The following is a 25,014-nucleotide window of genomic DNA, read 5'->3' as shown; positions in this document are numbered from 1 at the left end:
GAAAGGAAAAGCTGTGAAAATCATTGCCGCTGAAGTCTTTGTGACCAGCCCGTCCCGTAACTTCGTCACCTTGCGCATCACCACGGAGGATGGTGTGACGGGCATCGGTGATGCCACGCTCAACGGCCGTGAACTCGCCGTGGCCGCGTATCTCAAGGAGCATGTAGCGCAGCTGCTGATCGGTAAGGATCCGCACCGGATCGAGGACACCTGGCAGTTCCTTTACCGCAGCTCCTACTGGCGCCGCGGCCCGGTGACCATGGCCGCGATTGCCGCCGTGGACATGGCGTTGTGGGACATCAAGGGCAAAGTTGCCGGCATGCCGGTGTACCAGCTGCTGGGTGGCGCTTCCCGGAACGGGCTGCGCGCTTACGGCCATGCGTCCGGCGCGGACATCCCGTCCTTGTTCGACTCTGTGCGTGAGCACCTGGAACTGGGTTACAAATCCATCCGCATCCAGACGGCGGTCCCCGGCATCAAGGCCGTCTACGGTGTCGCGGCGCAGGCCCAGGCATCGGGTGAACGCTATGACTATGAGCCCGCCGGACGCGGCAACTTCCCCTTGGAAGAGGACTGGGACACCCGCGCCTACCTGCGTCACCTGCCCACCGTTTTTGAGGCCGTGCGCAACGAGTTCGGCCCCGAGATTCCCCTCCTGCATGATGGCCACCACCGGATGACGCCCATCCAGGCCGCGAAGCTCGGCAAGTCCCTGGAACCCTACGACCTCTTCTGGCTGGAAGACTGCACCCCGGCCGAGAACCAGGAAGGCCTGCGGCTGGTCCGCCAGCACACCACCACCCCGCTGGCCATCGGTGAAATCTTCAACACCGTGTTCGACTTCCAGACCCTCATCAAAGAACAGCTGATCGACTACGTCCGCGCAGCCTCCACCCACTTCGGCGGCATCTCCCCACTGAAAAAGGTCATGGACTTCGCCGCCCAGTACCAGATCAAGTCCGGCTTCCACGGCCCCACGGACATCTCCCCGGTTGGTTTCGCCGCCCAGCTGCATGTGGGCCTGGCCATCCACAACTACGGCATCCAGGAATACATGCAGCACTCGGACAAGACCAACGAGGTCTTCCAGCAGTCCATGACCTTCAAGGACGGCTACTTGCACCCGGGCGACAACCCCGGGATCGGCGTCGAATTCAACGAAGAAGCAGCCGCGGCCTTCCCGTACCAGCAGGCCTACCTGCCGTACAACCGCCTCGTGGACGGCACTGTTCATGACTGGTAGGGAGGTCATGATTGGTAAACCCAGCCACGTTGTAGTGATGGGCGTGGCGGGCTGCGGGAAGAGCACCGTGGGTGCCGCCCTGGCCGAACGCCTGGATGCTGAATTTCTCGACGGCGATTCGCTGCACCCCCAGGCGAACATCCACAAGATGGCCTCCGGTACTCCGCTGAACGACGACGACCGCGCACCGTGGCTGGCCGAAATCGGCAGGCGATTCGCGGCGTCGAACTCTGCTCTTGTTATCGCGTGCAGCGCGCTCAAGCGCAGCTACCGGGACATCATCCGCAGCGCCGATCCGTCCGTGGTGTTCGTACACTTGCACGGCACCCGTGAATTGCTGAACGCCCGCATGACTGCCCGGCCCGGACACTTCATGCCGGCCTCGCTCCTGGACTCCCAACTGGCAACACTGGAGCCCCTGCAGGACGACGAAGCGGGAATCGTGGTGGACATTGCTGAATCCGTGGAGGACATAGTGAAGGAAGCAGTCGCAGGATTGAACGGCTCGGCCCAGGTGCCTGCCGGAGCGTTCCTCGTGGACCTCAAAGCTGCGCCGTTCAACCTTGACGACTCAGCGGTGGACTGGGTGGAGAGCGCCATCGGCTCCATGACGCTGGAAGAGAAAATCGGCCAGCTGTTCATCAATCACAACAACGACTACTCGCCGGCGTACCTCGATGGAGTGCTGGAGAATTTCCACGTGGGCGGCATGCGCTACCGTCCCGGTCCGTCGTCGGCCGTTCAGGAACACATCCGGTATGCGCAATCCAAAACCCGGATCCCGCTGCTGATTGCGTCCAACCCGGAAATGGGTGGGGCGGGCAGCTGCGACGACGGCACGTTCGTTTCCACGCACCTGCAGGCAGGTTCGCATCCGGACAAGAGTATTGCCCGGAAAATGGGGCAGGTGGCCGGCGTCGAAACCGCGGCGCTGGGCTGCAACTGGGCCTTCGCGCCTATTGTGGACATCCACTACAACTGGCGGAACACGGTCATTTCCACGCGGGCCTTCGGCAACACGCCGGAAGTTGTGGTGGAACGGGCCAAAGAGTACTTCGACGGCATCAGTGAATCACCCACTGTCTGCGCCATGAAGCATTTCCCCGGCGATGGCATTGATGAGCGCGATCAGCACGTGGTCACCTCCTACAACACTCTTGGCTATGAGGAGTGGAACGCCGGCTACGGGCACGTGTACCGCGAGATGATCGGCCACGGCGTGCAGTCCATCATGGTGGGCCACATCGGTGCTCCGGAGGTGTCCCGGCACTTCCGCCCCGGTTTGTCCGATGCTGAGATCCTGCCGGCAACCCTTGCTCCGGAACTCCTGCAGGATCTGCTCCGAGGCGAGCTTGGTTTCAACGGGCTGGTCCTCACGGATGCTTCCTTGATGGTTGGCCTGACGCAGACCATGAAGCGGCGCGACCTCGTTCCAGCCACCATTGCGGCCGGCTGCGACATGTTCTTGTTCTTCCGGAACCCCGAGGAGGACTTCGGGTACATGCTGGATGGCTACAAGTCCGGTGTGATCAGCGATTCGCGGTTGGATGATGCGCTCCGACGGATTCTTGGCCTGAAGGCGAGCCTGGGACTGCACCTGGCTTCCCGGGAATCGTTGGTTCCATCAGCCGGCGCCTTGGCTGTGATCGGTAGTGAAGCCCACCGTGAAATCGCCGCAGAGGTGGCTGACAAGACCGTCACCTTGGTGAAGGACACGGCTGCCAATTTGCCCATCACGCCTCAGACGCATCCGCGGATCCGTCTCTACGGCATCTCAGGTGGCGCGGACTTTACACGGGCTGATCCATTGGCCTACCTGGACACCGTCCGGGAAGAGCTGGAAGCTGCAGGTTTTGAGGTGAGCGTATTCAGGACCGCCGAGCAGCGCGAAGCGGCGGGGGAGGCCGGCATGAACTTCATGCGGGTTCTGTCCGAGGAAGCCACCGGTGACTACTCGGAAAGGTACGACGCCGCATTCGTCTTTGCCAATGTGAAGGGTTTCGCGCAGGAGGCTTCCATCCGGATCAAGTGGTCCTCGCCCATGGCCGCCGAAATTCCTTGGTACGCCACGGAAGTTCCCACGGTGTTTGTTTCGCTGAACCAGCCGAACCACCTGATCGATGTCCCCATGGTGAAGACCGTTATCCACGCCCACGCAGCATCGCGCGAAGCCATCCGCGCCACTGTACGGAAGATCCAAGGCAAGTCCGAATTTCAGGGAACGTTCAACCAGAACGTCTTCTGCGATTCGTTCGACACCCGCCTCTGACCCCAGGCATCCGCCCGGTACTGCTGCAAAGCAGTGCCGGGCTTTACCTTTCTCTAGCGAGCCCGCCAATTGTGAACGCTAACAACGTTTCAAGTCAAGAGTCCATCGGATGCTTGGAGTCTGCAATCGTTTCGTGATCCAGAGCACTTGACCAACGGTATTGTTAGCGTTCACAATGGCATTCGCAATACCTTTCGTGGCATGTGGCATCAGCTGGCCGCAATCCACAAAAACGCTTCACCGTGCCGGACGCGCAGATGCTCCGGCTGCATCAGAGTTCGCGGCAATGCTGCCGCGGAAGGAGAGCATCGTGAGATTGAAGAAACTCCTGGGCGCCGTAGCGGTTGTCCTTACCTTGACCGTCGGAGCCACAGGCTGCGGTAGTCGCGGTGGCACTGCGGAGTCCAGCAGCAGTGCGAATCCCAGCGATTCATTGGTAGGCATCTCCATGCCCACCCAGACGTCCGAGCGTTGGATTGCTGACGGCGCCAACGTTGAGAAGTCCCTGAAGGACCTTGGCTACAAGACCGACCTCCAGTTCGCCAACGATGACATTCCCACGCAGGTTTCCCAGATTGAGAACATGCTGACCAAGGGTGCCAAGGCGCTCATCATCGCAGCCATCGATGGCACCACACTGACCGACGTCCTTGCCAAGGCCAAGGAGCAGAACGTCAAGGTCATCGCCTATGACCGCCTCATCAACGGAACGCCGAACGTTGACTACTACACCACGTTCGACAACTACACCGTGGGCGTCCAGCAGGCTACCTCCCTGCTGACCGGCCTGGGCCTGGTGGACGCGAGCGGTAAAAAGGTTGAGGGCAAGGGCCCATTCAACGTTGAACTGTTTGCCGGCAGCCCGGATGACAACAACGCCAACTTCTTCTGGACCGGCGCCATGGACACCCTGAAGCCGTACATGGATGCAGGAACCCTGAAGGTTCCCAGTGGCCAGACCAAGTTTGAGCAGGCAGCAATCCTGCGCTGGCAGGCACCCGTAGCCCAGAAGCGCATGGAAGACATCCTCACCTCGGCTTACAGCTCCGGAACCAAGCTGGACGGCGTTCTTTCCCCGTACGACGGCCTGTCCATCGGCATCATCTCCGCTCTGACCAGCACCGGTGGATACTCCACCGGCAACCTGCCCGTAGTCACTGGCCAGGATGCTGAAAAGGGCTCCGTGAAGTCCATCATCGCCGGCGAGCAGTACTCCACCATCTTCAAGGACACCCGCCAGCTGGGCGCTCAGGCCGTAAAGATGGTTGACGCCGTGCTCAAGGGCACCGAGCCGGAAACCAACGACACCAAGACCTACAACAACAAGGTCAAGGTTGTTCCGGCCTTCCTCCTGAAGTCCGTCATCATCACCAAGGACAACTTCCAGAAGGAACTGATCGACTCGGGCTACTACAAAGAAGCCGACGTCAAGTAATCACGTCCCCCGGCCTGTGGTCCCACCGTTCTGTGCAGCAGCGCGCAGTCTATGCAGCAGCGCAGCGGTGGGGCCGCAGCCTCCCTTAGAGCCTGTCCGAGTCCTCGGCCCGGCCAAGTTCCAACCAGTCAGCGGGAATTGACGATGAACGTACCCATTCTTCAAATGCGAGGAATCACCAAGACCTTCCCCGGGGTAAAAGCCCTTCAGGACGTCACCCTGGACGTCAACCGCGGTGAGGTTCATGCCATATGCGGCGAGAACGGAGCAGGGAAGTCCACCCTCATGAAAGTGTTGTCCGGCGTCTACGCGCACAACACCTTCGACGGCGACATCCTCTTCGAGAACGAGCCCTGCGAGTTTTCGAGCATCACGGACAGCGAGAAGCGCGGGATCGTGATCATCCACCAGGAACTGGCCCTGAGCCCGTACCTGTCGATCGCCGAGAATATTTACCTCGGGAACGAGCTTGCCAAGAACGGCTGGGTGGACTGGCGGAAGACCAACCTGGAAGCCTCCAAGCTGTTGGCCCGGGTAGGCCTGAGCGAAAACCCGGTTACCCCCATCCAGCACATCAGCGTTGGAAAGCAGCAACTGGTGGAAATCGCCAAGGCACTGTCCAAAGAGGTGAAGCTCCTCATCCTGGATGAGCCCACTGCGGCGCTGAATGATGAAGACTCCGACCATTTGCTGGACCTCATCCTGCACCTCAAAGGCCAGGGCGTCACCAGCATCATCATCAGCCACAAGCTCAACGAGATCCGCAAAGTGGCTGACGCCGTCACCATCATCCGCGATGGCAAGTCCATTGAGACCTTGCGCCTGGACCAAGGCCAAATTACCCAGGAACGCATCATCCGCGGCATGGTGGGCCGCGACCTCGAAAGCCTGTACCCGGACCGGACCCCCTCCATCGGCGAGGAAGTCCTCCGCATTGAGGACTGGACCGTTCAGCACCCCCAAGACCATTCCCGCATGGTGGTGAACAACGCCAGCCTCAACGTCCGCAAGGGCGAAGTAGTTGGCCTGGCAGGGCTCATGGGTGCCGGCCGGACCGAGCTGGCCATGAGCGTCTTCGGCCGGACCTACGGGCGGGCGGTGTCCGGCAAGGTGTACAAGTACGGCCAGGAGATCAATACCTCCACCGTCTCGGACGCAATCGAGCACGGAATCGCCTACGCAACCGAGGACCGGAAGCACTACGGCCTGAACCTGATCGAAGACATCAAACGGAACATCTCCATGGCAGCACTGAACAAGCTGGCCAAACGGGGATGGGTGGACGGCAACAAAGAGACCACCGTAGCCAACCACTACCGGAAGAGCATGAACATCAAAGCTCCTTCCGTTGCTGCCATCACCGGCAAGCTCTCGGGCGGAAACCAGCAGAAGGTTGTGCTGAGCAAATGGATGTTTTCAGACCCCGACGTCCTCATCCTGGACGAGCCAACCCGTGGAATCGACGTCGGCGCCAAATTTGAGATTTACACCATCATCGCGGAACTCGCAGCGGCAGGAAAAGCCGTCATTGTGATCTCCTCTGAGCTTCCGGAGCTCCTGGGCATTTGCGACAGGATCTACACGCTGTCCGCAGGCCACATCACCGGCGAAGTCCCCATCGCCGAAGCCACCCAGGAAACCCTCATGCACTACATGACCAAAGAGAAGGAATAGCGAACATGTCCGCCCTACGAGAATCCCTTGGCTTCCTCACAAGCCGCCTCCGCCAGGTTGGCATCTTCGTCGCCCTGATCCTGATCGTCATCCTCTTCCAGGTACTCACGGACGGCATTCTGCTCCAGCCGCAGAACGTCACCAACCTGGTGGTCCAGAACAGCTACATCCTGATCCTGGCCATCGGCATGGTGATGGTCATCATCGCCGGCCACATTGACCTCTCCGTCGGCTCCATCGCAGGCTTCATCGGCGCCGTTGCAGGCGTGATGATCGTCCATTGGGGCTGGGCATGGTGGCTTGCCATCCCTGCCTGCCTCCTCGTGGGTGCCCTGGTGGGCGCGTGGCAAGGCTACTGGATTGCCTATGTGGGCATCCCCGCCTTCATCGTCACCCTTGCCGGCATGTTGATCTTCCGCGGCCTGACCCTCATTACCCTCAAGAACCAGCAGATCACCCCGTTCCCCAACGAGCTCCGCGCGCTGGGTGGCGGCTTCCTGCCAGATATTTCCGGCGGCACATCCGTCCTGGAATGGCTGACAGTGATCCTGGGCGTCGGCGGCACGGCCGCCATTCTTTTCCAGGCCCTCAAGGAACGCCGGGTTCGCCGCAAGTTCAACCTTGAGAATGAGCCCATGGCCTGGTTTGCCGTCAAGAACGGCTTCATCGCAGTACTGATGCTCATCATCACGTTCCTGCTGGCCAGCTACCGCGGCACCCCCATTGTCCTGATCGTCCTCGCAGTCCTGGTGATCGTGTACTCGGCACTGATGAACAACAGCATCTTCGGCCGCCACACCTACGCGATCGGTGGAAACCTCCACGCCGCTGAACTCTCGGGCATCAAGACCAAGAAGGTCACCTTCCGCCTCTTCGTTAACATGGGTGTCCTCGCTGCCTTGGCCGGGCTGGTCTTCACTGCCCGCCTGAACTCGGCACAGCCCGCCGGCGGTACCGGATTCGAACTCGATTCCATCGCTGCCGCCTTCATCGGTGGCGCCGCAGTCCAAGGTGGCATTGGAACTGTAGCCGGTGCCATGATCGGCGGCCTGATCATGGGCGTCCTGAACAACGGCATGTCCATCCTTGGCCTGGGCACGGATTACCAGCAGCTCATCAAGGGCCTGGTGCTGCTGCTCGCCGTCGGCTTCGACATCTTCAACAAGAACCGCACCGGTTCCGGTGGAGGCTCCTCCATGGGCCGTCGTTTCAAGTGGAAGACCACTCCGCCGGCAACCGAAACGTCCACGCCGGCCAAGTCTGAGCCCGTCGCGGTCGACGCGAAATAGCCGCTCATGTCCGCAGGGGGAGAGCTCCGGCCCCGGGTCAAGCCCGGGGCGGGGGCCGCTGCCAGGCCTCCCGTCATGGGCGATGTTGCCAAGATGGCAGGAGTTTCGCACCAAACCGTCTCCCGCGTCCTGAACAACCATCCCAACGTCAGTGTCCGCACAAAGCAGCGCGTGGAATCAGCCATCGCGCAGCTGGGGTACCGCCGGAACACCGCAGCCCGCAGCCTGGTGACCCGGCGGTCCCGGACCATCGGTGTGCTCGCCTGCGAGACAGGCCAATTCGGACCCGCGAATACTCTCTTGGGAGTGGAGCAAGCGGGGCGGGAGGCAGGATACTTCGTCAGTATCGCTAACCTCCGGGAAGTGACCGATGAATCCGTTAACGATGCCATCGCCCACTTCCGGAATCAGTCCGTGGACGGGATAGTCATCCTGGTTCCACACCCTGATGTCCTCGCGGCCCTGCGCGACGTTTCCTTTTCCGTGCCGATTGTGGCTGTGGGAGCCGGCGCGGGCAACCAGTTGACGGGCGCATCCCTGAACCAGCGGCTGGGAGCCCGCCTCGCGGTGGATCATCTCATCGGTTTGGGACACCACCGCATTGCCCACATCTCCGGCCCGCCGCACTGGATTGATGCCGCCGAGCGTATCAAAGGATGGCAGGAGTCCCTGGAAAACGCTGGCTTGGGCGCCGACGTCCTGCTCCAAGGTGGCTGGGACGCAGCATCCGGTTACCGTGCCGGGCTTGAACTCGTTGAACAGCGCGCGGTCACAGCGGTATTCGTCGCCAACGACCAGATGGCAGTGGGTGTTCTCCGTGCCGTCCAGGAAGCCGGCCTCCACGTCCCGGGTGACATCAGCGTGGTGGGCTACGATGACCAGCCCGAAGCCGAATTCTTCATGCCGCCGCTGACCACCATCAAACAGGACTTCGAGGAACTCGGCCGCCGCTGCATGGAAGCTGTACTGCAGCAGGTGGACGGAGAAGCCGGAACGGTTGACCAGATCGTCAATCCGCACCTGGTGATCCGCGCAACCACGGCGGCCCCACTAAACTAGGAGCCATGACTTCCACGCCTGATACTGCTGCTGCCCGCGCCCGCCTCCTTGAACTCATCAAAGAACTGGCGGTGGTCCGCGGCAAGGTGATCCTCTCCAGCGGCAAGGAAGCGGACTACTACATTGACCTCCGCCGCATCACTTTGCACCACGAGGCCTCCAAACTGGTGGGTCAGGTCATGTTGGCAATGATCGACGACGCCGGCGTGTCAGTTGAGTGCGCAGGCGGACTCACCATGGGTGCCGACCCCGTAGGTACCGCCGTGATGCACGCTGCCGCCGATGCCGGTCGTGCCGTGGATGCGTTCGTTGTCCGCAAGGCCCAGAAGTCCTACGGCATGGGTCGTCAGGTGGAAGGTCCCTCGGTTGAAGGCCGCAACGTAGTGGTCCTCGAGGACACGTCCACCACCGGCGGGTCCGCACTGACCGCCGTCGAAGGTGTCCGTAAAGCGGGCGGCAATGTGGTGGCCGTGGCCGTCATTGTTGACCGCAACACCGGGGCCAAAGAGAAGATCGAAGCCGAGACCGGCGTGCCGTACCTCTTCGCTTTCGGCAAGGATGAACTGGGCCTCGACTAAGCCTATGCTTGCTGCGTGGACGTTCAGGTAGGGAAGCTCCCGGCACCGCCGGAGGTGAACCAAAGCCTCCCCGCGCCGGTGGATTCACAGCCGGAGCAGGCCGAGGATCCGGGCTCATGGGCCCGGATCCTGCCCTACGCTGCCCGGCTGAAGAAGACGTCACGCCGCAACTTCCTCATCATGGCCGGAGTTTCCGGGGCGCTTGCAGCGGACATGCTCTTCACCCGGCGCGTCCAAGCCGAGCGGCGGGCAACCAAGATCCTCCGTGTTCCTGATCCGTACTCGGACCTGTACTTTCCCAAAGCCAGCTGGATACTCTTTCCCGGCTACAAAACCAGCTGGGAAGAGGCCCAGTGGATCCTCAGCTCGCTGCGTCCTGCCCTGCATCAGCGTGGACGTCTTGCCGCCGTCGGATATTCCAACCTTGGACTGGACGTTGACGAGATCGTCCGCGAAATCATCCTCCATGTCCGCGAGCTTGAACTGGAGAAGCTGTACTTTTACGGGCACAGCTTCGGCGGAATGCTCGCCACCCAGGTAGCTGCCCGCCTGCTGGAGCTGCATGGCTTGGAGACACAGCTGATCGTCCTGGATTCCAGTCCGTTCAGCCGCGCCGATGTCCTGGACCAGAGCTGGTTCGACGGAGTGGTGTTCCTCTATGAGAACGGCTTCCGCATCCCGTCAGTGCTGCGCGGCGGCTATGAGCTGGGGGAGCGGGTGGCGCACAAGGACGAGCGCACGTGGCGGCAAATCCTGGACCAATCATTGGAGCAACTTTCGCCGATCGCCCCTTCCAGCGTGCTGATACAGACCGAGTCGGCATACATCTACCACTTTGACGGCCTCCGGCTGGCGGGAAAAATTGGTGGCGCCAGGATGGCATTCATCGGTAACGCCAAGGACGGCACCGTGGACTACGAGTCGGCGCGTGCGGGGTGGAGCAAGGTCTTTGGAGCCAATATGGCCCTGCCCACGCTCAGCACGGATGGTGCCCGGCCCGCTCACGCAAGTCCGCAGTGGAACGGCGGCATCTACCGGCCGCTGCTGGAACGGGTACAGGATGAACTGCAGCCCCTTCCACCCCAGCCCGAGGAGCCGTCGTACCAAGAGCCGAACGGAAAAGTCATCCGCCCGGCTTAGTTACAGAGCCAGCGATTCAACCTCGACGGCGGTGAGGCCCGCCTCGCGCAGAAAGCTTCGCGCGTCGCCGAACTCCTTCGCAAAACCGGCCAGGAAATGGCGCATGGCACCTTCCGGGCTCTGCAGGACCATGAGATCGGGGCTGAAATACCCGGCCGGTGTTGAAGGGACACTCAGCCGCCATGTTTCCGCCATGACTTCCAGCACGTCAGGAAGATTTGCAGTAGTGGCCGCATAATCGGCCACCACTTGCTCCTCGGTTGCTCCTGTGGCCAGAAGCCCAATGGCCGAAACCACACCCGTCCGATCCTTGCCCAACGAACAGTGCACCAGGGTGCGTTTGCCGCGGGCGACGGGCCTCAGGGCATCGCCCACCCATTCCGGCCGCAGCCGGATCCAACCCAAGTACAAGTCGCCGAGGTCCTCGGCCGTTTCCACGGATTGGAGCGACCCGGCAATGGCATTCGGATCAAGCGGGTTATGGATGAGCTCGACCGCCGGCGGGACGACGGCGGCAGGCGCGCCACCGCCGTCGTTATCCTGAACAAGCCACGGAACCAACGAGCGCTCAAGCTCGCTCCGCAGGTCAACAATGGCCTGGATGCCGTGCTCCACAAGGAAACCCGACGTTGCAGCGGCATCCAAACCGAACGGCTGGCTTCCCCTGAGTATCCGGCCACCGGCCAGGGGACGCAGATTGAGCACAGCCATGGATTGTCCTTGTTAGATCTGGCTCTTGAGGTCGGCCACCGAGTTGAGGATCTGGTTGGGCCGGAACGGGAAGGACACGATCTCTTCGCGCTGTGTGATGCCGCTGAGTACCAGGACGGTGTGCAAGCCCGCTTCCATGCCGGCCACAATGTCTGTGTCCATGCGGTCACCGATCATTGCCGTGGTCTCCGAATGCGCATCGATCTGGTTCATTGCGGAGCGGAACATCATGGGGTTCGGCTTGCCCACAATGTAGGGCTCGCGGCCAGTGGCTTTGGTGATCATGGCCGCTATTGCACCGGTTGCCGGCATGGGCCCGTCCTTCGAGGGTCCGGTGGCGTCCGGGTTGGTGGCTATGAAGCGGGCGCCGGCCAGGATGTGGCGGACAGCCATGGTGATCGCCTCGAAAGAGTAAGTACGGGTCTCACCGAGCACCACGAAGTCAGGATCAGTGTCCGTGAGGATGAAGCCTGCCTCGTGAAGCGCGGTTGTGAGCCCGGCTTCGCCAATGGTGTAGGCACGGTTGCCCGAATCCGAGGACTGGACCTGGTCCTTGAGGAACTGGGCGGTTGCCAGCGCGGACGTCCAGATGTTTTCTTCCGGGACTTCCAGGCCGGACGCGCGCAGGCGGGCCGCGAGGTCGCGTGGCGTGAAAATGGAGTTGTTGGTCAGAACCAGGAAGCGCTTGGACGTATCCACCCAACGCTGAATGAGCTCAGCCGCACCGGGGATCGCCTGGTTTTCATGGACCAGGACGCCGTCCATGTCCGTGAGCCAGCATTCGATTTCGTGGCCGTTCCGGTAAACCGATGTGGACGTGGTTTCTTCTGCCATATTTGCCTCCGGCTGGGGTTGTACATGCACTGCGTCCCAGTCTTTCATCAAAAGGCTCCCTTAACCTCCTGGGATCCCGCCTATGTGGATAGTTCTACCCATGTGGATATCGCTTGTGACTTGCGTTGGATGCTTTGGATTGGATTACGCTGGTTGCGGCGCTGGCGTGCCACCACCGTGGGTCGGGGGATCGACATAGTGGATTTTCATGTCGCCGCGCTCCAGCAGGTCCCCACTTACCGCATGTGAAAGGGCCTGTCATGAGCAACAACAACGGAGCGCCTCAGCCTCCCTACAACCCCGACGGCGTGCCGCAGCCGCGCTACGACACCGGCAAGGACCAGTACAGCCAGTACCAGCCGGGCCAGGGTCAGCCGGGCCAGACGCAACCGATGTACCAGCCGGAAGCCCGGACTGAGGCATTCCCCGCACAGCAGCAACCGAACCAGCCGCAGCAGCATCCCGACGGCGAGTACGCCGAAACCGTGCACCGCTACCCTCAAGCACAACAGGGCCAGCCGGGCTACCCGGGCCAGCCGGGCTACCCTGGACAGCCGGGCGGACCAAACTATCCGGGCGGACCCGCGGGCCCCGGCCAGAACCCGGGCGAGCACAACAAGAAGTCGCTGTTCCTCATCCTCGGTGGTGTGGCCGTCGTCGTGATCATTGCGCTGGTGGTGACGTTCACCTGGCTGGTTCCGTCCATGACCAAGCCCGCAGCCGTTGATACTCCGCAACCGTCGGTGACGTCTTCCGAGGAAGCTTCCGAGGCAGCTGCGGAGCCGTCTGCTGAACCGTCCAGTGAGGCTTCGGCGTCGTCCGAGATCCCCGCCGACGCCATCCCCCTTCCCGCGGGCTGGAACGATTTGGCTGGACCAAGCAACGTTCCCGCTGACGGCGACCCGTTGTTCAGCAAGTGGGTCTCGGGAGAATCGTCGTTCCAGTACCTCGCAGAGTGGACCCATGACGAGTCGTTCGGCATTACCAAGGACCCCACTACGGGCGTAGAGATCCAGAAGAAAGCCCAAGGTACAGTCGAAACGGATGGCGACGGCATCGCGCTCGCCTACGCATTCTTCGCGGAGTCCGAGGAAGGCAAGTACGGCAAGGATCCCGAGGAGGTCAAGAAGGCCATCCAAGCCATCGAAGCCCGTTTCAAGGGAATGACCGCCACCGAGCTGCCCCAAAACCTGGTGGGCCACAAATGCACCTCCGATTTCAAGACCAGCATGCCGGAGGTCCGTGAATTCCGCCGCGGTCAAGCCGTGGTCATTGCGTTCACGTGCCTCAACGCCCGCGGAGAGGCGATTCAGGCCGTGAACCTGTTCTCCGTGACACCGTGGGGCACCCCGCAGATGCTTGGCGTCAGCGGCCACAAGGAGTACTGGGACGCGCACCCCGGACTCTTTGAGCAGTTGGGCAACTCGTACCGCATCAACAAGTGGAAGATGGTCTGAGGCCAGTTCCACTCGGCTCGCTCAGTCGGGCAACCGGGCAGGGCTAAAGTTGAGGGGTGACTGACCTTCCCCCCAATACAGCCCTGCCCACGCCTGCCGAAACCGCCCCGGAAGGTGAGACGGAAGCGAAACCTGAGGTCGGCGTCGGGCCTTGGGAAGGCGAGTGGCCGGCAGGCGAGCACTGGGATCCGGACCTGTTGAGGGACGGTGACCGCCGCAACGTGGTGGACCAGTACCGGTACTGGAAACACGACGCTATTGTGGCGGACCTGGATTCCAAGCGCCACGACTTCCACATTGCCATTGAGAATTGGCAGCACGACCTCAACATCGGCACCGTGGTGCGGACCGCCAACGCCTTCCTCGCCAAAGAGGTCCACATCATTGGCCGACGCCGGTGGAACCGTCGTGGAGCCATGGTCACCGACCGCTACCAGCACGTCCGCCACCACCCCACCGTTGAGGACTTTGTCCAGTGGGCTGAGGGGGAGGGGCTTGCAGTGATCGGCATCGATATTTTCCCGGATTCCGTGCCGTTGGAGACCTACGACCTCCCCAGGAACTGCGTGCTGGTTTTTGGACAGGAAGGCCCGGGCCTGACGCCCGAGGTGCACGACGCCGCTGTCGCCACGCTTTCCATTGAGCAGTTCGGTTCCACGCGCTCCATGAATGCGGCCTCAGCCGCGGCCATTGCCATGCACGCCTGGGTCCGCCGGCACGTGTTCCAACAGCCCGTCTAATTCCCCGCCGAGATGGCATTTGACCCCCATGTTTTCGCCCAACATGGGGGTGATCTGCCAACTAGAGGCGTGGCTGGCGCTGGCATCTGTGGATAACCTCTCGGCAACCGCGGAAAACGTTCAGAATGAGGAATGCGCAGGATAAACCTTCCGGACCACCTGACCACGGGCTCGTTTTCCTTGCGCGCATCGGACAAGGCCGGTGTGACCCGGAAGCGCACTGCTGCCAAGGATTTGGTGACAGTGTCCCGCGGTATCAGGGTGCCGGTCTTGTCCAGCGCTTCCGGGGCCGCGGCCTTGCGCGCCTATACGGACTTGGACGATGCGTCCGTCCTTGTCTCGCTGTCGGCGGCCCGCGTCTGGGGTATTCCCTTGCCGGCAACCCGCAGCGGCGATTGGCGCATACACCTCGCCCGGCGGCGCGGCTTCAGCTTCCCCAGACGCGTCAACGTTGCGGGACACCTCCTCACGCTCCTTCCGGAGGAGACGGTTGAGTACGACGGCGTCAGGCTCACCTCGCCTGCCCGGACCTGGCTGGACTTGGCCTCGCAACTGAGTGTGGAAGAACTGGTGGCAGCGGGAGATCACCTGGTGTGTTCCCACGGAGACGATTTCCCGGTGCCAAAGGATGCGCTGTGCAGTATTGGGGAGTTGCAGGATGTGGTGCGCCGCCACCCCGGGATGCGCGGCGTGCGGACTGCCCGGGCAGCACTGGAACTCATTCGGGTGGGGGCTGATTCTGCTCCGGAATCCCTGATGCGGCTGGCTTTGATGAACGGGAATCTCCCGGAGCCGAAGCTGAATCACGTGGTCCGCAATTCCCTTGGCCACCCGGTGCTGTGGCCGGATGGGGCGTATGTGGAATGGAAAGTCTCGCTCCAATACGACGGCCAACACCATGGCGGGATCGAACAACACCTGAAGGACATCGAACGTCAGGAACGCTCGCTCGCCCATGGCTGGCTGGAGGTCCGGATCTCCAAGCACGACCTCGAAGGTGAGCGGCCCGCCGTCGTTCATAAAGTCCGCCGCGCGCTCCAAAGCCGCGGATGGAAGTAGCGCCGAGGTGGCAGATAACCCCCATGTTTGTCCTCAACATGGGGGTTAAGTGCCAACTCGGCGGAAGTGTTAAGGCTCTCAGTGACCCGAAACACGGTGCCCCGGCGGATATCGCTAGGATGGGTGCTAGCCGTAAGCGGTCTACTCCAGGGTTACCAACCCACAGACGAATTCAGCATAGGAGTCACCATGCCCATTGCAACCCCAGAGATTTACTCCGAGATGATCGACCGCGCAAAGGCTGGCGGATTCGCTTTCCCCGCGGTCAACGTGACGTCGTCGCAGACTCTGAACGCTGCGATCCGCGGTTTCGCCGAGGCCGAATCCGATGGCATTATCCAGGTTTCCACCGGTGGCGCAGCCTACTGGTCCGGCGCCTCGGTCAAGGACATGGTTGCCGGGTCCCTCGGTTTCGCCGCGTTCGCCCGCGAAGTTGCCAAGAACTACAACGTCAACATCGCCCTGCACACGGACCACTGCCCGCAGGACAAGCTGGCGGACTTCGTCCTGCCGTTGCTGGCCGCTTCCGAGGAAGCAGTGAAGGCCGGCAAGGACCCCATCTTCAACTCCCACATGTGGGACGGCTCGCACGAGACCCTGCCCGAGAACCTGCGCATCGGCCGTGAACTGCTGGAACGCGCCGCTGCTGCGAAGATCATCCTCGAAGTTGAAATCGGCACCGTTGGTGGCGAAGAAGACGGCGTTGAGAACGAAATCAACGAGAAGCTCTACACCACCACCGAAGACGCCCTCGCCACCATTGAGGCACTCGGAGCCGGCGAAAACGGCCGCTACCTCACCGCACTGACCTTCGGCAACGTACACGGTGTGTACAAGCCGGGCAACGTGAAGCTTCGCCCGGAACTGCTCAAGCAGATCCAGTCCGAGGTTGGTGCCAAGATCGGCAAGGACAACCCGTTCGACCTCGTGTTCCACGGCGGTTCGGGCTCCACTGAGCAGGAAATCGCGGACGCTGTGTCCTACGGTGTGATCAAGATGAACATCGACACCGACACCCAGTACGCGTTCACCCGCCCGGTTGCCGGCCACATGTTCTCCAACTACGACGGCGTCCTGAAGGTCGACGGCGAAATGGGCAACAAGAAGACCTACGACCCCCGCGTCTGGGGCGCTTCGGCCGAAGCCGGTATGGCCGCGCGCATCGTCGAAGCCGCCCAGCAGCTCGGATCGGTTGGCAAGACCTTCTAATGTCCGACGAATTCCGCAGAAACCTGATGGGGCCGGAGCCCACGCTCCTGCCCGCCGAAACCGAGATCTACCAGCACCTGGCACTCGGTAAGGAAGCACTGGACCTCGTGGCGCAGAACCCCACGTCCTCACTTCTGTGGGCCATCCTTGCCGAGGAAGCCTGGGCCGAGGGCCGGACCATTGAGTCCTACGCCTACGCCCGTGTGGGTTACCACCGCGGCCTGGACTCACTGCGTCGCAACGGTTGGCGCGGCGTGGGTCCCATCCCATGGGAACACGAACCCAACCAGGGCTTCCTGCGTGCGCTCTATGCGTTGGGCCGGGCGGCGTCGGCGATCGGTGAGGCTGAAGAGCCGGAGCGGATCGAGAAGTTCCTGAACGACTCGGACCCGAAGGCCAAGGCAGCGCTCGAAGCCCGCTAGGGACACAGCAAAGACGACGGCGACCCTCACCGAAAGGGGCGGTTTCTAGTGGTCGTTGCAACACTGCTGGTGTTATGTGGTCATTAGTAGATCACGCAGACGCTCGGCTGGGGTATCCCAGTCGAGCGTTTTGCGTGGGCGGCCGTTGAGTTCCTGGGCGAAGCCTCCCTCTGCTCAGGGGTAGATCTCGCAAACTTCCGGGACTCCGAGGAAACATCGCTTAAATGCGGCACGGTCGTTGCAACTCCCAAAAATCTAGGGTGTTGCAACGACCGCTAGAACCCAAGAGGTGGGGGTCGCCGTCGTCGTTAAGCGTGCGTAACTAGGCCTTGCGGGGGATACCCGTGCGGGCCATGGCCTCGGCGTAGGCGCCGTGGATGGCGTCCAGGTATTCCTGCTGGCGGGTCGGCGTTCCAGCGAAGGAGCGGCCGCCGAGCGAGCGGACCTTGAAGGTCTTGAAGCCGCGGCGCGCGATGCTGGCCGGCGCGGCCTTCATGAGCTGATCTGCCAAGCGGTGTGCCTCGTTGCCGTGCGCCACCAAGGCGGAGGTGCGCGGAAGAAGCTGCAGCAGGCGCAGGAGCGGCTTGAGGCCTTCGGTGATGTTGGCAGGGGTCAGCTTGCCCGGTTCCTCGGAAGGCTCAATCCACGGGTAGGCGTTCCACGGCATCATAAGCTCGGGGCGCAAGCCCAGCTGCCACTGCATGCCGAGCATGCGGGTGGTGGCTTCTTCGTCGCCCGGGTTGATGAAACCCTCGCCGGTGTTGGTGCGCTGGTTGGAGAAAAGGCTGACGATCCGGCAGTCATCCATGCTGTGGGCGGGGTCGATGTAGAGGACCTCGCTGCCCGGCTTCTGCTCCTTGATGGAGTCGCACAGCTCGTTGACCTCGGCAATGTGCGGTTCGTAGCGGCGGTTCCAGAGGATTTCTTCGGGTGATTCAGTCGCCAGTTCTTGCATCAGGGGTTAGGTCTCCTAGGTGTTACAGCGCACCGTTCCAAGGCGCCGCGGGCATGCCGCAGCCGAACCTCAAAGGGTGCTGTTGGGGGCTAACTAACCTTACCGGACTATGGGGGTGAACGGGGCCCGCTTCGGCGCGCCCTTTAAATGCGACGCGGTGTGTTGCCCGGAAACGTGTCGGGCGTCTCTCGGGCGGCAGCCAGCCCTCGACGGCGGCAGCCACCGTGCGGGAAGAATCGGCGCCCGCTGCTCCCCGACTTATCCACAACGGCGCCCCAACGCCGGCCAAACACCAGAGAAACTGTTGTGATCGGCTAAACTTGGCTGGTAAGAGCCCCGAAACTCTTGCGCATGCCGTGCCCTGTGGCCGGCTGCACCAGCTACGTCGGGGCATTCTCATGTACGGCGTCTAGTCCTGGTCATCCGGCTGGGGTTGGGCCCGAAAGAATGGGGGAGGATCCCATGCCCGCTATCGTGATCGTCGGAGCCCAGTGGGGCGACGAAGGCAAAGGCAAAGCAACCGATCTGCTCGGTGGCCGCGTTGACTACGTGGTTAAGCCCAACGGCGGTAACAACGCCGGGCACACCGTGGTTGTTGGCGGTGAGAAGTATGAGCTGAAGCTCCTTCCCGCGGGCATCCTGAGCCCCAACGCAATCCCTATTATTGGCAACGGCTGCGTGGTGAACCTGGAGGCCCTCTTCCAGGAAATCGACGGCCTCGAAGCCCGCGGCGCGGACACCTCCCGCCTTCGCGTTTCGGCCAACGCCCACCTTGTTGCCCCTTATCACCAGGTCCTGGACAAGGTGACCGAACGCTTCCTCGGCAGCCGTGCAATCGGCACCACGGGCCGCGGGATCGGTCCCGCGTACATGGACAAGGTGGCCCGCCTGGGCATCCGTGTCCAGGACGTCTTTGACGAGTCCATCCTCCGCCAGAAGGTGGAAGGTTCGCTGCGCCAGAAGAACGAACTCCTGGTCAAGGTCTACAACCGCCGCGACATCGTGGTGGACGAGATCGTGGAGTATTTCCTGTCCTTCGCCGATCGTCTGCGCCCGCTGGTTATTGACAGCACGCTTGTCCTCAACAACGCCCTGGATGAGGGCAAGGTAGTACTCATGGAAGGCGGCCAGGCAACGTTCCTGGACGTCGACCACGGCACCTACCCGTTCGTCACCTCCTCCAACCCCACGGCTGGCGGCGCGTCCGTTGGTTCGGGCATCGGCCCCACCCGCATTTCGCGGTCCATCGGCATCATCAAGGCCTACACCACACGTGTTGGTGCCGGACCGTTCCCCACGGAACTGTTCGATGACATGGGCGTGTACCTTCAGAAGACGGGTGGCGAGTTCGGTGTAAACACCGGGCGTCCCCGCCGCTGCGGTTGGTACGACGCCGTCCTGGCCCGCCATGCTGCCCGGGTGAACGGATTTACGGACTACTTCGTGACCAAGCTGGACGTGCTCACGGGCATCGAGCAGATCCCGGTCTGTGTTGCTTACGACGTTGACGGTGTGCGCCATGACGAGATGCCCATGACGCAAACCGAGTTCCACCACGCCGTGCCGGTCTTTGAGTACTTTGACGGCTGGACCGAGGACATCACCGGCGCCCGCACCCTGGAAGACCTCCCGGAGAACGCGCGCAACTACGTGCTGGCCCTGGAGAAGCTGTCCGGCACGCGCTTCTCCGCCATCGGCGTGGGTCCGGACCGCGACCAGACCATTGTTGTTCACGATCTGATCAACGACTAGTCCTAAAAAGTTCACGACGACGGCGGGTCACCTGCGTTCCTCACGGAATCAGCGGGTGGCCCGCCGTCGCGGTTTACGCTGTTCGTCTCCGCTGAATGAAGTACTCGGCCACCACCAGATTGATGACCCAGGACGCTCCCATGAGCACGGCGCGCATGGTCTGGTCAGTGGGGCCCGCGATCAGCATCCATGACAGCAGCACCACGGCCTGCGTCCCGGCTCCCAGCGCGATGGCGTATGCGCGCGTCATCCAGGCGCCGTGGATGGCAAAGTCGCGTCGGCGAATAGCAAGCAGTGCCAGGATGATGCTCAGCAGCATGCCGAAGCCGAAGATCAGGCGGAGAACCACGAGAGCCGGGCCGTCAGTTGCCGGGAGGGTGTAGAACAGGGACATCCAGAGGCCGGACAAGGCAGCCAGCAGGCCTGCCGGCACCAGGATGCGCCCGGCCATTTGATGCCAGGACCTCTTGCCATGTTGAGGTGGGGACACGCGTCGAAGTGCAGGCGCGAACTGAAACGCTCCGAGCAGGCTGTACACAGTGACAGTGAGGATGTGCGTCACCACCGGGATGGGCGAAGTGAAAAACCTTGCGTTCTCAGGAGTGACGGCTGCGCCGCCGGTGAGTTCGGTGAGGCGCGCTGCTCCGGCGATTACCGGGATGAGGCTCAGCACTATCAAACCCGCGGGCACGCCCCACTTTAGGCGGCTGCGGCTGCGGTTCCGGGGCGATGTGATGGTTTTGGACGTCATGACTCTTCCTGCGTTCTGGAGAAGATACGAGGTGTACGGTGTACACCTTTATGATCAATACGCTAGGTGTACGCTGTATACCTGTCAAGGCCCTCCTGATCCTTGGCCTACTGCGGGAAGGGAAAAAGCATGACTCAACTGGCCGAAGCGGCCCCGCGTGTGCCGCTGAACCGTGACCGTGTACTGCGCGCGGCCGTGGAGCTGGCGGACATGGTGGGGATTGAAGCGCTCAGCATGCGCAGGCTGGCACAGGAGTTGGGCGTTGTTCCCATGGCGCTGTACAAGCACGTCGCCAATAAGGAAGAACTCCTCGGCGGCATGGTGGACGCCATTGTGGGCGAGATTGATGCGCCTGATCCCGATGCTCCGTGGAAGTCTGCCGTCCGGCTCAGGGTCCTTTCGGCCAGGCAGGTACTCCTCCGGCACTCCTGGGCACGCCCTGTGATTGAGTCCCGCACCACAGCGACGCCCGCCGTTCTGGGGTACATGGACGGCTTCGCGGGGATGTTCCTGGCCGGCGGTTTCTCTGCTGACCTCACACACCACGTCATGCATGCCATGGGCAGCAGAATGTGGGGGTTTACCCAGGAAGTCTTCGATGCCCGGGCGGGGCAGGCAGCGGATCAACGGCCAAGCGTATCGGCCGGGATGCGGGCAGCCATGGCACAGCAGATGGCGGAGAACTACCCTCATCTTCTGAGGATCGCCGTAACGGCGGCCCATGATGACGAATCCGTAGTGGGAAGCGGATGCGACGACCAATTCGAGTTCGAGTTTGCCTTGGACCTGCTCCTGGACGGATTCGAACGGCTCCACCAGGAGAAGTGGACATCAGAGGGAGGTAGGCGCGCATGAGCACAGTGACTGAAGAAGGTGTCGGGTTCCGATCCCGGCGGGGTCCCATTCTGATCGCACTGATGCTCGCCACGGGCCTGGTGGCGATCGATGCCACCATTGTTGCCACAGCAGTGCCGTCCATTGTGGCGGACATTGGTGGGTTTGCCTCCTTCCCCTGGCTCTTTTCCGCGTACCTGTTGGCGCAGGCAGTGTCCGTGCCTGTTTATGCAAAGCTTTCAGACGTAGTTGGGCGCAAGCCGATGATCCTGGGCGGGATTGGCTTGTTCCTGCTCGGCTCGATTCTGTGCGGGCTGGCGTGGAGCATGCCGGCGCTCATTGCGTTCCGCGTGCTTCAAGGGCTCGGGGCCGGAGCTGTCCAGCCGGTGGCGATCACGATTGCCGGCGACATCTACACGCTGGCAGAACGGGCAAAGGTCCAAGGATATTTGGCCAGTGTGTGGGCGGTTTCCTCAGTTGTTGGGCCTACGTTGGGAGGTGTCTTCGCCTCGCTGGGAATCTGGCGGTGGATCTTCCTGATCAACATCCCTCTGTGTCTGATCGCTGCGTGGATGCTCCTGCGTACTTTCCACGAGAACGTGGAGCGGACCAAGCATCGCATCGACTACCTGGGAGCCGGGCTGCTGACGATTTCGCTGAGCCTGCTCATCCTTGGGGCCCTTCAGGGCGGGCAGGCATGGCCATGGGATTCTGCCATCAGCATCTCCGTTTTTGGCGGCGGAGCGTTGTTGTTCGTTGCGTTTCTCCTGGTGGAAAGGAAGGCTGCAGAGCCCGTCCTGCCCCCTTGGGTTGTCTCGCGCAGGCTGCTGGCCACCACGGCCATGATCTCTTTTGGTGTTGGTGCCGTCATGCTGGGGCTGACTTCCTACGTTCCAACGTTCCTGGAAGGGTCCCTGAAGACCTCACCCCTTCTGGCCGGACTCGCGTTGGCGGCCTTGACCATCGGGTGGCCCATCAGTGCCTCCCAGGCGGGCCGGTTCTACCTCCGGATCGGTTTCAGGAACACGGCCATCATCGGGATTACCATCACGGTGATCGGTGCCGCCGTTCTTGCCTTCACTGCCTCCACGCCCAATATCCTGCTGGTAGCGATGGCTTGCTTCATAGTGGGGCTCGGGCTCGGGCTGGTGGCAACGCCAAGCCTCATTGCCGCGCAAACCAGCGTCGAATGGAATGAACGTGGCGTAGTCACGGGCACCAACCTCTTTGCACGTTCAATCGGCAGCTCCATCGGCGTGGCCGTTTTCGGTGCCATTGCCAACGCCATCTATGCCAACGGTCCCGGCGGTGGTCCGGATCCGCAAACCACCACGCACGCGGCCTCGGCCGTTTTCCTGGCGGTGCTCGTCAGCGCTGTCCTCACTGTGGTGGCGGTTCTGGTGATGCCCGCCGAACGAGATGCCCGCTGAACGATTAGTCTCGAACTCATGGAAGAACTGATCACCGGAACCCTGGAAAAGTTGTTTGAAGGTACCGTCTGGGCTGAGGGGCCGCTGTGGATTCCGCAATCGCAGACCCTTCGCTGGAGCGACATCCCCAACAACAGGATTCTCGAGTTCACTCCTTCAACCGGCGCGACGCGTGAGTACGCGTCCGGCGTCGAGTACACCAACGGACGCACGCTCCACCAGGACGGCAGCGTGGTGCAGTGCAGTCACGGCCGCAGGCGGGTGGAACGGGACCACGACGGCGTGGTGACACCAATGGTTGACGCGTTCGGTGAGCATCGGCTCAACTCGCCCAACGATGTTGTGGTGGCGGGGGACGGGACGGTCTGGTTCACCGATCCTCCCTACGGGATCCTGCCCGGGACGGTGGAAGGACATGAGGGCGAGCAGGAATACGGCGGTTGCTATGTATTCCGATTCGACCCCGTCCAAGAAGAACTGACCGCGGTGGTTACGGATTTGGTGCATCCCAACGGCCTGGCGTTTTCTCCGGATGAATCGCTGCTCTATGTTGCGGACACGGCTGGGCCCGGACACGGCGTGCCGTTCCGGATCGCCGTCTACCCGGTGGAGGGCGGCTCGTGCGGGGAGGGCAGCACGTTCGTGGAGCTCGAGGACGATGCGGCCTCGGACGGCTTCCGCGTGGACGTCGAGGGCCGCGTGTGGACGTCGGCGGGCTCGTCAGTTCGTGTCTACGCCCCCAGCGGTGCGCTGCTGTCCGCCGTCGAGGTTCCTGAAAAGGTTTCCAATCTGTGTTTTGGCGGGGCCGACGGTCAGGATCTCTACATCACAGCCACCACATCCCTGTACCGGCTGCGGACCTCTACAAGGGACGCGACCCGGGATCGCCAACAGGGCTGAGCACGCGTTTCGCCTGATGAGTACTGATTAGTAAGGGTGCTGTAGGTCTGGGGAGGGTGATTCGATACGCTGGGACTGAACACCAGCACTGCGACCGAGGAGTGAATGTGTCCGGAAGCAATCCCGACCCGTACGAGGACAAGATCACCGGCCTGGAGCCCGGCGGGGGAGTGCCCCCTGGCGAGACGCCTCCCGGCGAATCATCAACTGCCGGTCCCCAAGGCCATGATGAAGGCGGCCCCAGGAAGGGCACCCAGGCGCTGTGGCTGGCAGCCATAGGTGCCGGCGTGCTGCTGACGCTGCTGTTCTTCATCGGCTACATCGTCGGCTTCTTCGACTAGGCGGCGGGCATGAAGGCGATCACTTACAGCGAGTACGGAAGTCCGGATGTCCTCGAATTGACCGAACGTCCCATGCCGAAGGTGGGGCCCGGCATGGTCCTGGTCAAAGTGAAGGCGGCCTCGGTCAACCCTGTGGACTGGAAAATCATGGCAGGCTACCTGGACGCGTTCATGGACCTTCAGTTTCCCGCCATCCCCGGCTGGGATGTGGCGGGCACAGTTGAAGCCGTGGGAATAGATGCACCGCACTTCGCCCCCGGGGACGACGTGATTTCCTATGGCCGCAAAGACTACGTCCATGGCGGAAGCTTTGCCGAGTACATTGCCCTCCCTGAGCGGCTGCTGGCCCGAAAGCCAAAATCCTTGGAATGGAACGAGTCTGCCGGGCTGCCCCTGGCTGGACTCACAGCCTTTCAGGTCCTCAACCGCCTGGGTCTCACTTCCGGAGAGACCGTGCTGATTCACGGTGGATCCGGCGGCGTGGGCTCCCTGGGTATTCAGATCGCCGTGGCGCGCGACGCGAAGGTGATCGCCACGGCGTCCGAAAAGAACCACGACTTCCTCCGCTCCCTGGGCGCCGAGCCCGTTGCCTATGGTGACGGCCTCGGCGAAAGAGTGAAGGCGCTGCGTCCTGAAGGCGTGGACGTTGTGGCTGACTTCGTGGGCGGAAACCTGGAAGCAACCTTGGAGGTTCTGGCAGGGAACGGGCGGCATGCTTCCATCGCCGACAGCGAGGTGGAAGTCCACGGCGGCACCTGGATGTGGGTCAACCCCGTTGGCGCCGAACTGCAGCAGCTCGCTGACCTGGTGGATGAGCACGGGATCCGGGTGGAGGTTGCCCGGACGCTGCCTCTGGCTGAGGCAGCGGATGCCTTCCGGATCAACATGGAGGGGCATACCCGCGGGAAGATTGTGGTCTCAGTTCCTTAGGT

At 62.2% G+C, this 25,014-nt stretch carries 23 protein-coding genes; 19 read left to right on the top strand and 4 right to left on the bottom strand.

Translation table 11 applies throughout. The features are described from left to right. Positions 1-13: 13 nt before the first annotated feature. The 8 genes from manD to BACI9J_RS18490 all read left to right on the top strand — a co-directional run bounded on the left by manD (position 14) and on the right by BACI9J_RS18490 (position 10,687). On the top strand, positions 14-1,243 hold the full coding sequence (gene manD, locus BACI9J_RS18525; protein ID WP_159735657.1) for a D-mannonate dehydratase ManD: 1,230 nt from the start codon (positions 14-16) through the stop codon (positions 1,241-1,243). Next, the gene (locus BACI9J_RS18520; RefSeq protein WP_236558759.1) at positions 1,233-3,512 is read left to right on the top strand and encodes a gluconokinase, GntK/IdnK-type; all 2,280 of its coding nucleotides are present in this window, start codon (positions 1,233-1,235) and stop codon (positions 3,510-3,512) included. Before manD ends, BACI9J_RS18520 begins: the two co-directional genes overlap by 11 nt. Before the next feature lie 310 nt (positions 3,513-3,822). Continuing rightward, positions 3,823-4,947, top strand: a complete 1,125-nt coding sequence (gene chvE / locus BACI9J_RS18515) for a multiple monosaccharide ABC transporter substrate-binding protein (protein WP_442858650.1) — start codon at positions 3,823-3,825, stop codon at positions 4,945-4,947. 144 nt (positions 4,948-5,091) lie between these two features. Beyond that, positions 5,092-6,621 (top strand): multiple monosaccharide ABC transporter ATP-binding protein, encoded by a 1,530-nt coding sequence (mmsA, locus tag BACI9J_RS18510; protein WP_159735656.1) that lies wholly within the window; start codon positions 5,092-5,094, stop codon positions 6,619-6,621. Between the two features lie 5 nt (positions 6,622-6,626). Then, positions 6,627-7,910 carry a multiple monosaccharide ABC transporter permease gene (gene mmsB / locus BACI9J_RS18505; protein ID WP_159735655.1) on the top strand — a complete coding sequence of 428 codons (1,284 nt, stop codon included), beginning with the start codon at positions 6,627-6,629 and terminating at the stop codon, positions 7,908-7,910. A gap of 75 nt (positions 7,911-7,985) precedes the next feature. Continuing rightward, positions 7,986-8,969: a LacI family DNA-binding transcriptional regulator gene (locus BACI9J_RS18500; RefSeq protein ID WP_159736550.1), complete on the top strand. Its 984-nt coding sequence runs from the start codon at positions 7,986-7,988 to the stop codon at positions 8,967-8,969. A gap of 5 nt (positions 8,970-8,974) precedes the next feature. Beyond that, a complete protein-coding gene (pyrE, locus tag BACI9J_RS18495) occupies positions 8,975-9,547 on the top strand; it encodes an orotate phosphoribosyltransferase (protein WP_159735654.1) in 573 nt (190 codons plus the stop codon). Positions 9,548-9,562: 15 nt separating this feature from the next. Beyond that, positions 9,563-10,687 (top strand): thioesterase domain-containing protein, encoded by a 1,125-nt coding sequence (locus BACI9J_RS18490; RefSeq protein WP_159735653.1) that lies wholly within the window; start codon positions 9,563-9,565, stop codon positions 10,685-10,687. On the opposite strand, the gene BACI9J_RS18485 is transcribed toward BACI9J_RS18490, so the two are convergent. After that, complete coding sequence (locus BACI9J_RS18485; protein WP_159735652.1) at positions 10,688-11,398, bottom strand: tyrosine-protein phosphatase; 711 nt, start codon at positions 11,396-11,398, stop codon at positions 10,688-10,690. Between the two features lie 12 nt (positions 11,399-11,410). Beyond that, on the bottom strand, positions 11,411-12,232 hold the full coding sequence (locus tag BACI9J_RS18480; RefSeq protein ID WP_035761154.1) for an HAD-IIA family hydrolase: 822 nt from the start codon (positions 12,230-12,232) through the stop codon (positions 11,411-11,413). Positions 12,233-12,492: 260 nt separating this feature from the next. On the opposite strand from BACI9J_RS18480, the gene BACI9J_RS18475 reads away from it, so the two are divergent. From BACI9J_RS18475 to BACI9J_RS18455, 5 genes are all read left to right on the top strand, one after another. Beyond that, the gene (locus BACI9J_RS18475) at positions 12,493-13,689 is read left to right on the top strand and encodes a hypothetical protein (protein WP_159735650.1); all 1,197 of its coding nucleotides are present in this window, start codon (positions 12,493-12,495) and stop codon (positions 13,687-13,689) included. 56 nt (positions 13,690-13,745) lie between these two features. After that, positions 13,746-14,429, top strand: a complete 684-nt coding sequence (locus BACI9J_RS18470) for a TrmH family RNA methyltransferase (protein WP_159735649.1) — start codon at positions 13,746-13,748, stop codon at positions 14,427-14,429. A 132-nt stretch (positions 14,430-14,561) separates the two neighbouring features. After that, the gene (locus BACI9J_RS18465; protein ID WP_159735648.1) at positions 14,562-15,488 is read left to right on the top strand and encodes an endonuclease domain-containing protein; all 927 of its coding nucleotides are present in this window, start codon (positions 14,562-14,564) and stop codon (positions 15,486-15,488) included. A gap of 189 nt (positions 15,489-15,677) precedes the next feature. Continuing rightward, entirely contained in the window at positions 15,678-16,697 is a 1,020-nt protein-coding gene (gene fbaA, locus BACI9J_RS18460) for a class II fructose-bisphosphate aldolase (RefSeq protein WP_159735647.1), read from the top strand. Further along, a complete protein-coding gene (locus BACI9J_RS18455; protein ID WP_159735646.1) occupies positions 16,697-17,119 on the top strand; it encodes a DUF3151 domain-containing protein in 423 nt (140 codons plus the stop codon). The genes fbaA and BACI9J_RS18455 overlap by 1 nt, the downstream gene beginning before the upstream one ends. Positions 17,120-17,441: 322 nt before the next feature. On the opposite strand, the gene BACI9J_RS18450 is transcribed toward BACI9J_RS18455, so the two are convergent. After that, complete coding sequence (locus BACI9J_RS18450) at positions 17,442-18,074, bottom strand: uracil-DNA glycosylase (RefSeq protein ID WP_141284609.1); 633 nt, start codon at positions 18,072-18,074, stop codon at positions 17,442-17,444. Between the two features lie 462 nt (positions 18,075-18,536). On the opposite strand from BACI9J_RS18450, the gene BACI9J_RS18445 reads away from it, so the two are divergent. Further along, positions 18,537-19,826, top strand: a complete 1,290-nt coding sequence (locus BACI9J_RS18445) for an adenylosuccinate synthase (protein ID WP_159735645.1) — start codon at positions 18,537-18,539, stop codon at positions 19,824-19,826. A 73-nt stretch (positions 19,827-19,899) separates the two neighbouring features. On the opposite strand, the gene BACI9J_RS18440 is transcribed toward BACI9J_RS18445, so the two are convergent. After that, positions 19,900-20,577: a DUF2306 domain-containing protein gene (locus tag BACI9J_RS18440; RefSeq protein ID WP_159735644.1), complete on the bottom strand. Its 678-nt coding sequence runs from the start codon at positions 20,575-20,577 to the stop codon at positions 19,900-19,902. Between the two features lie 129 nt (positions 20,578-20,706). On the opposite strand from BACI9J_RS18440, the gene BACI9J_RS18435 reads away from it, so the two are divergent. The 5 genes from BACI9J_RS18435 (at position 20,707) to BACI9J_RS18415 (ending at position 25,012) form a co-directional block, all read left to right on the top strand. Then, positions 20,707-21,432 carry a TetR/AcrR family transcriptional regulator C-terminal domain-containing protein gene (locus BACI9J_RS18435; protein ID WP_159735643.1) on the top strand — a complete coding sequence of 242 codons (726 nt, stop codon included), beginning with the start codon at positions 20,707-20,709 and terminating at the stop codon, positions 21,430-21,432. Next, on the top strand, positions 21,429-22,841 hold the full coding sequence (locus tag BACI9J_RS18430) for an MFS transporter (RefSeq protein ID WP_159735642.1): 1,413 nt from the start codon (positions 21,429-21,431) through the stop codon (positions 22,839-22,841). The genes BACI9J_RS18435 and BACI9J_RS18430 overlap by 4 nt, the downstream gene beginning before the upstream one ends. Before the next feature lie 18 nt (positions 22,842-22,859). Further along, positions 22,860-23,741 (top strand): SMP-30/gluconolactonase/LRE family protein, encoded by an 882-nt coding sequence (locus BACI9J_RS18425; protein WP_159735641.1) that lies wholly within the window; start codon positions 22,860-22,862, stop codon positions 23,739-23,741. Positions 23,742-23,848: 107 nt separating this feature from the next. After that, positions 23,849-24,082, top strand: coding sequence for a DUF6480 family protein (locus BACI9J_RS18420; RefSeq protein WP_159735640.1), 234 nt, complete (start codon positions 23,849-23,851; stop codon positions 24,080-24,082). Positions 24,083-24,091: 9 nt separating this feature from the next. Further along, positions 24,092-25,012 (top strand): NADP-dependent oxidoreductase, encoded by a 921-nt coding sequence (locus BACI9J_RS18415; protein ID WP_159735639.1) that lies wholly within the window; start codon positions 24,092-24,094, stop codon positions 25,010-25,012. Positions 25,013-25,014: the final 2 nt, after the last annotated feature.

The organism is Arthrobacter sp. 9V (assembly GCF_902506065.1).
Classification (GTDB): domain Bacteria; phylum Actinomycetota; class Actinomycetes; order Actinomycetales; family Micrococcaceae; genus Arthrobacter.
Note: the sequence above shows the minus strand (reverse complement) of the source record. Positions and strands in the feature narration are given on the sequence as shown.

Bases quoted from the DNA above. Each gene is read 5' to 3' on its own strand.
- BACI9J_RS18450 (WP_141284609.1), bottom strand. From the start codon at position 18,074: ATGCAAGAACTGGCGACTGAATCACCCGAAGAAATCCTCTGGAACCGC.
- BACI9J_RS18440 (WP_159735644.1), bottom strand. From the start codon at position 20,577: ATGACGTCCAAAACCATCACATCGCCCCGGAACCGCAGCCGCAGCCGC.
- BACI9J_RS18475 (WP_159735650.1), top strand. From the start codon at position 12,493: ATGAGCAACAACAACGGAGCGCCTCAGCCTCCCTACAACCCCGACGGC.
- BACI9J_RS18520 (WP_236558759.1), top strand. From the start codon at position 1,233: ATGACTGGTAGGGAGGTCATGATTGGTAAACCCAGCCACGTTGTAGTG.
- pyrE (WP_159735654.1), top strand. From the start codon at position 8,975: ATGACTTCCACGCCTGATACTGCTGCTGCCCGCGCCCGCCTCCTTGAA.
- BACI9J_RS18500 (WP_159736550.1), top strand. From the start codon at position 7,986: ATGGGCGATGTTGCCAAGATGGCAGGAGTTTCGCACCAAACCGTCTCC.
- BACI9J_RS18430 (WP_159735642.1), top strand. From the start codon at position 21,429: ATGAGCACAGTGACTGAAGAAGGTGTCGGGTTCCGATCCCGGCGGGGT.
- fbaA (WP_159735647.1), top strand. From the start codon at position 15,678: ATGCCCATTGCAACCCCAGAGATTTACTCCGAGATGATCGACCGCGCA.
- BACI9J_RS18435 (WP_159735643.1), top strand. From the start codon at position 20,707: ATGACTCAACTGGCCGAAGCGGCCCCGCGTGTGCCGCTGAACCGTGAC.
- BACI9J_RS18455 (WP_159735646.1), top strand. From the start codon at position 16,697: ATGTCCGACGAATTCCGCAGAAACCTGATGGGGCCGGAGCCCACGCTC.
- BACI9J_RS18480 (WP_035761154.1), bottom strand. From the start codon at position 12,232: ATGGCAGAAGAAACCACGTCCACATCGGTTTACCGGAACGGCCACGAA.
- BACI9J_RS18465 (WP_159735648.1), top strand. From the start codon at position 14,562: ATGCGCAGGATAAACCTTCCGGACCACCTGACCACGGGCTCGTTTTCC.
- BACI9J_RS18445 (WP_159735645.1), top strand. From the start codon at position 18,537: ATGCCCGCTATCGTGATCGTCGGAGCCCAGTGGGGCGACGAAGGCAAA.
- BACI9J_RS18485 (WP_159735652.1), bottom strand. From the start codon at position 11,398: ATGGCTGTGCTCAATCTGCGTCCCCTGGCCGGTGGCCGGATACTCAGG.
- BACI9J_RS18415 (WP_159735639.1), top strand. From the start codon at position 24,092: ATGAAGGCGATCACTTACAGCGAGTACGGAAGTCCGGATGTCCTCGAA.
- BACI9J_RS18425 (WP_159735641.1), top strand. From the start codon at position 22,860: ATGGAAGAACTGATCACCGGAACCCTGGAAAAGTTGTTTGAAGGTACC.
- mmsA (WP_159735656.1), top strand. From the start codon at position 5,092: ATGAACGTACCCATTCTTCAAATGCGAGGAATCACCAAGACCTTCCCC.
- mmsB (WP_159735655.1), top strand. From the start codon at position 6,627: ATGTCCGCCCTACGAGAATCCCTTGGCTTCCTCACAAGCCGCCTCCGC.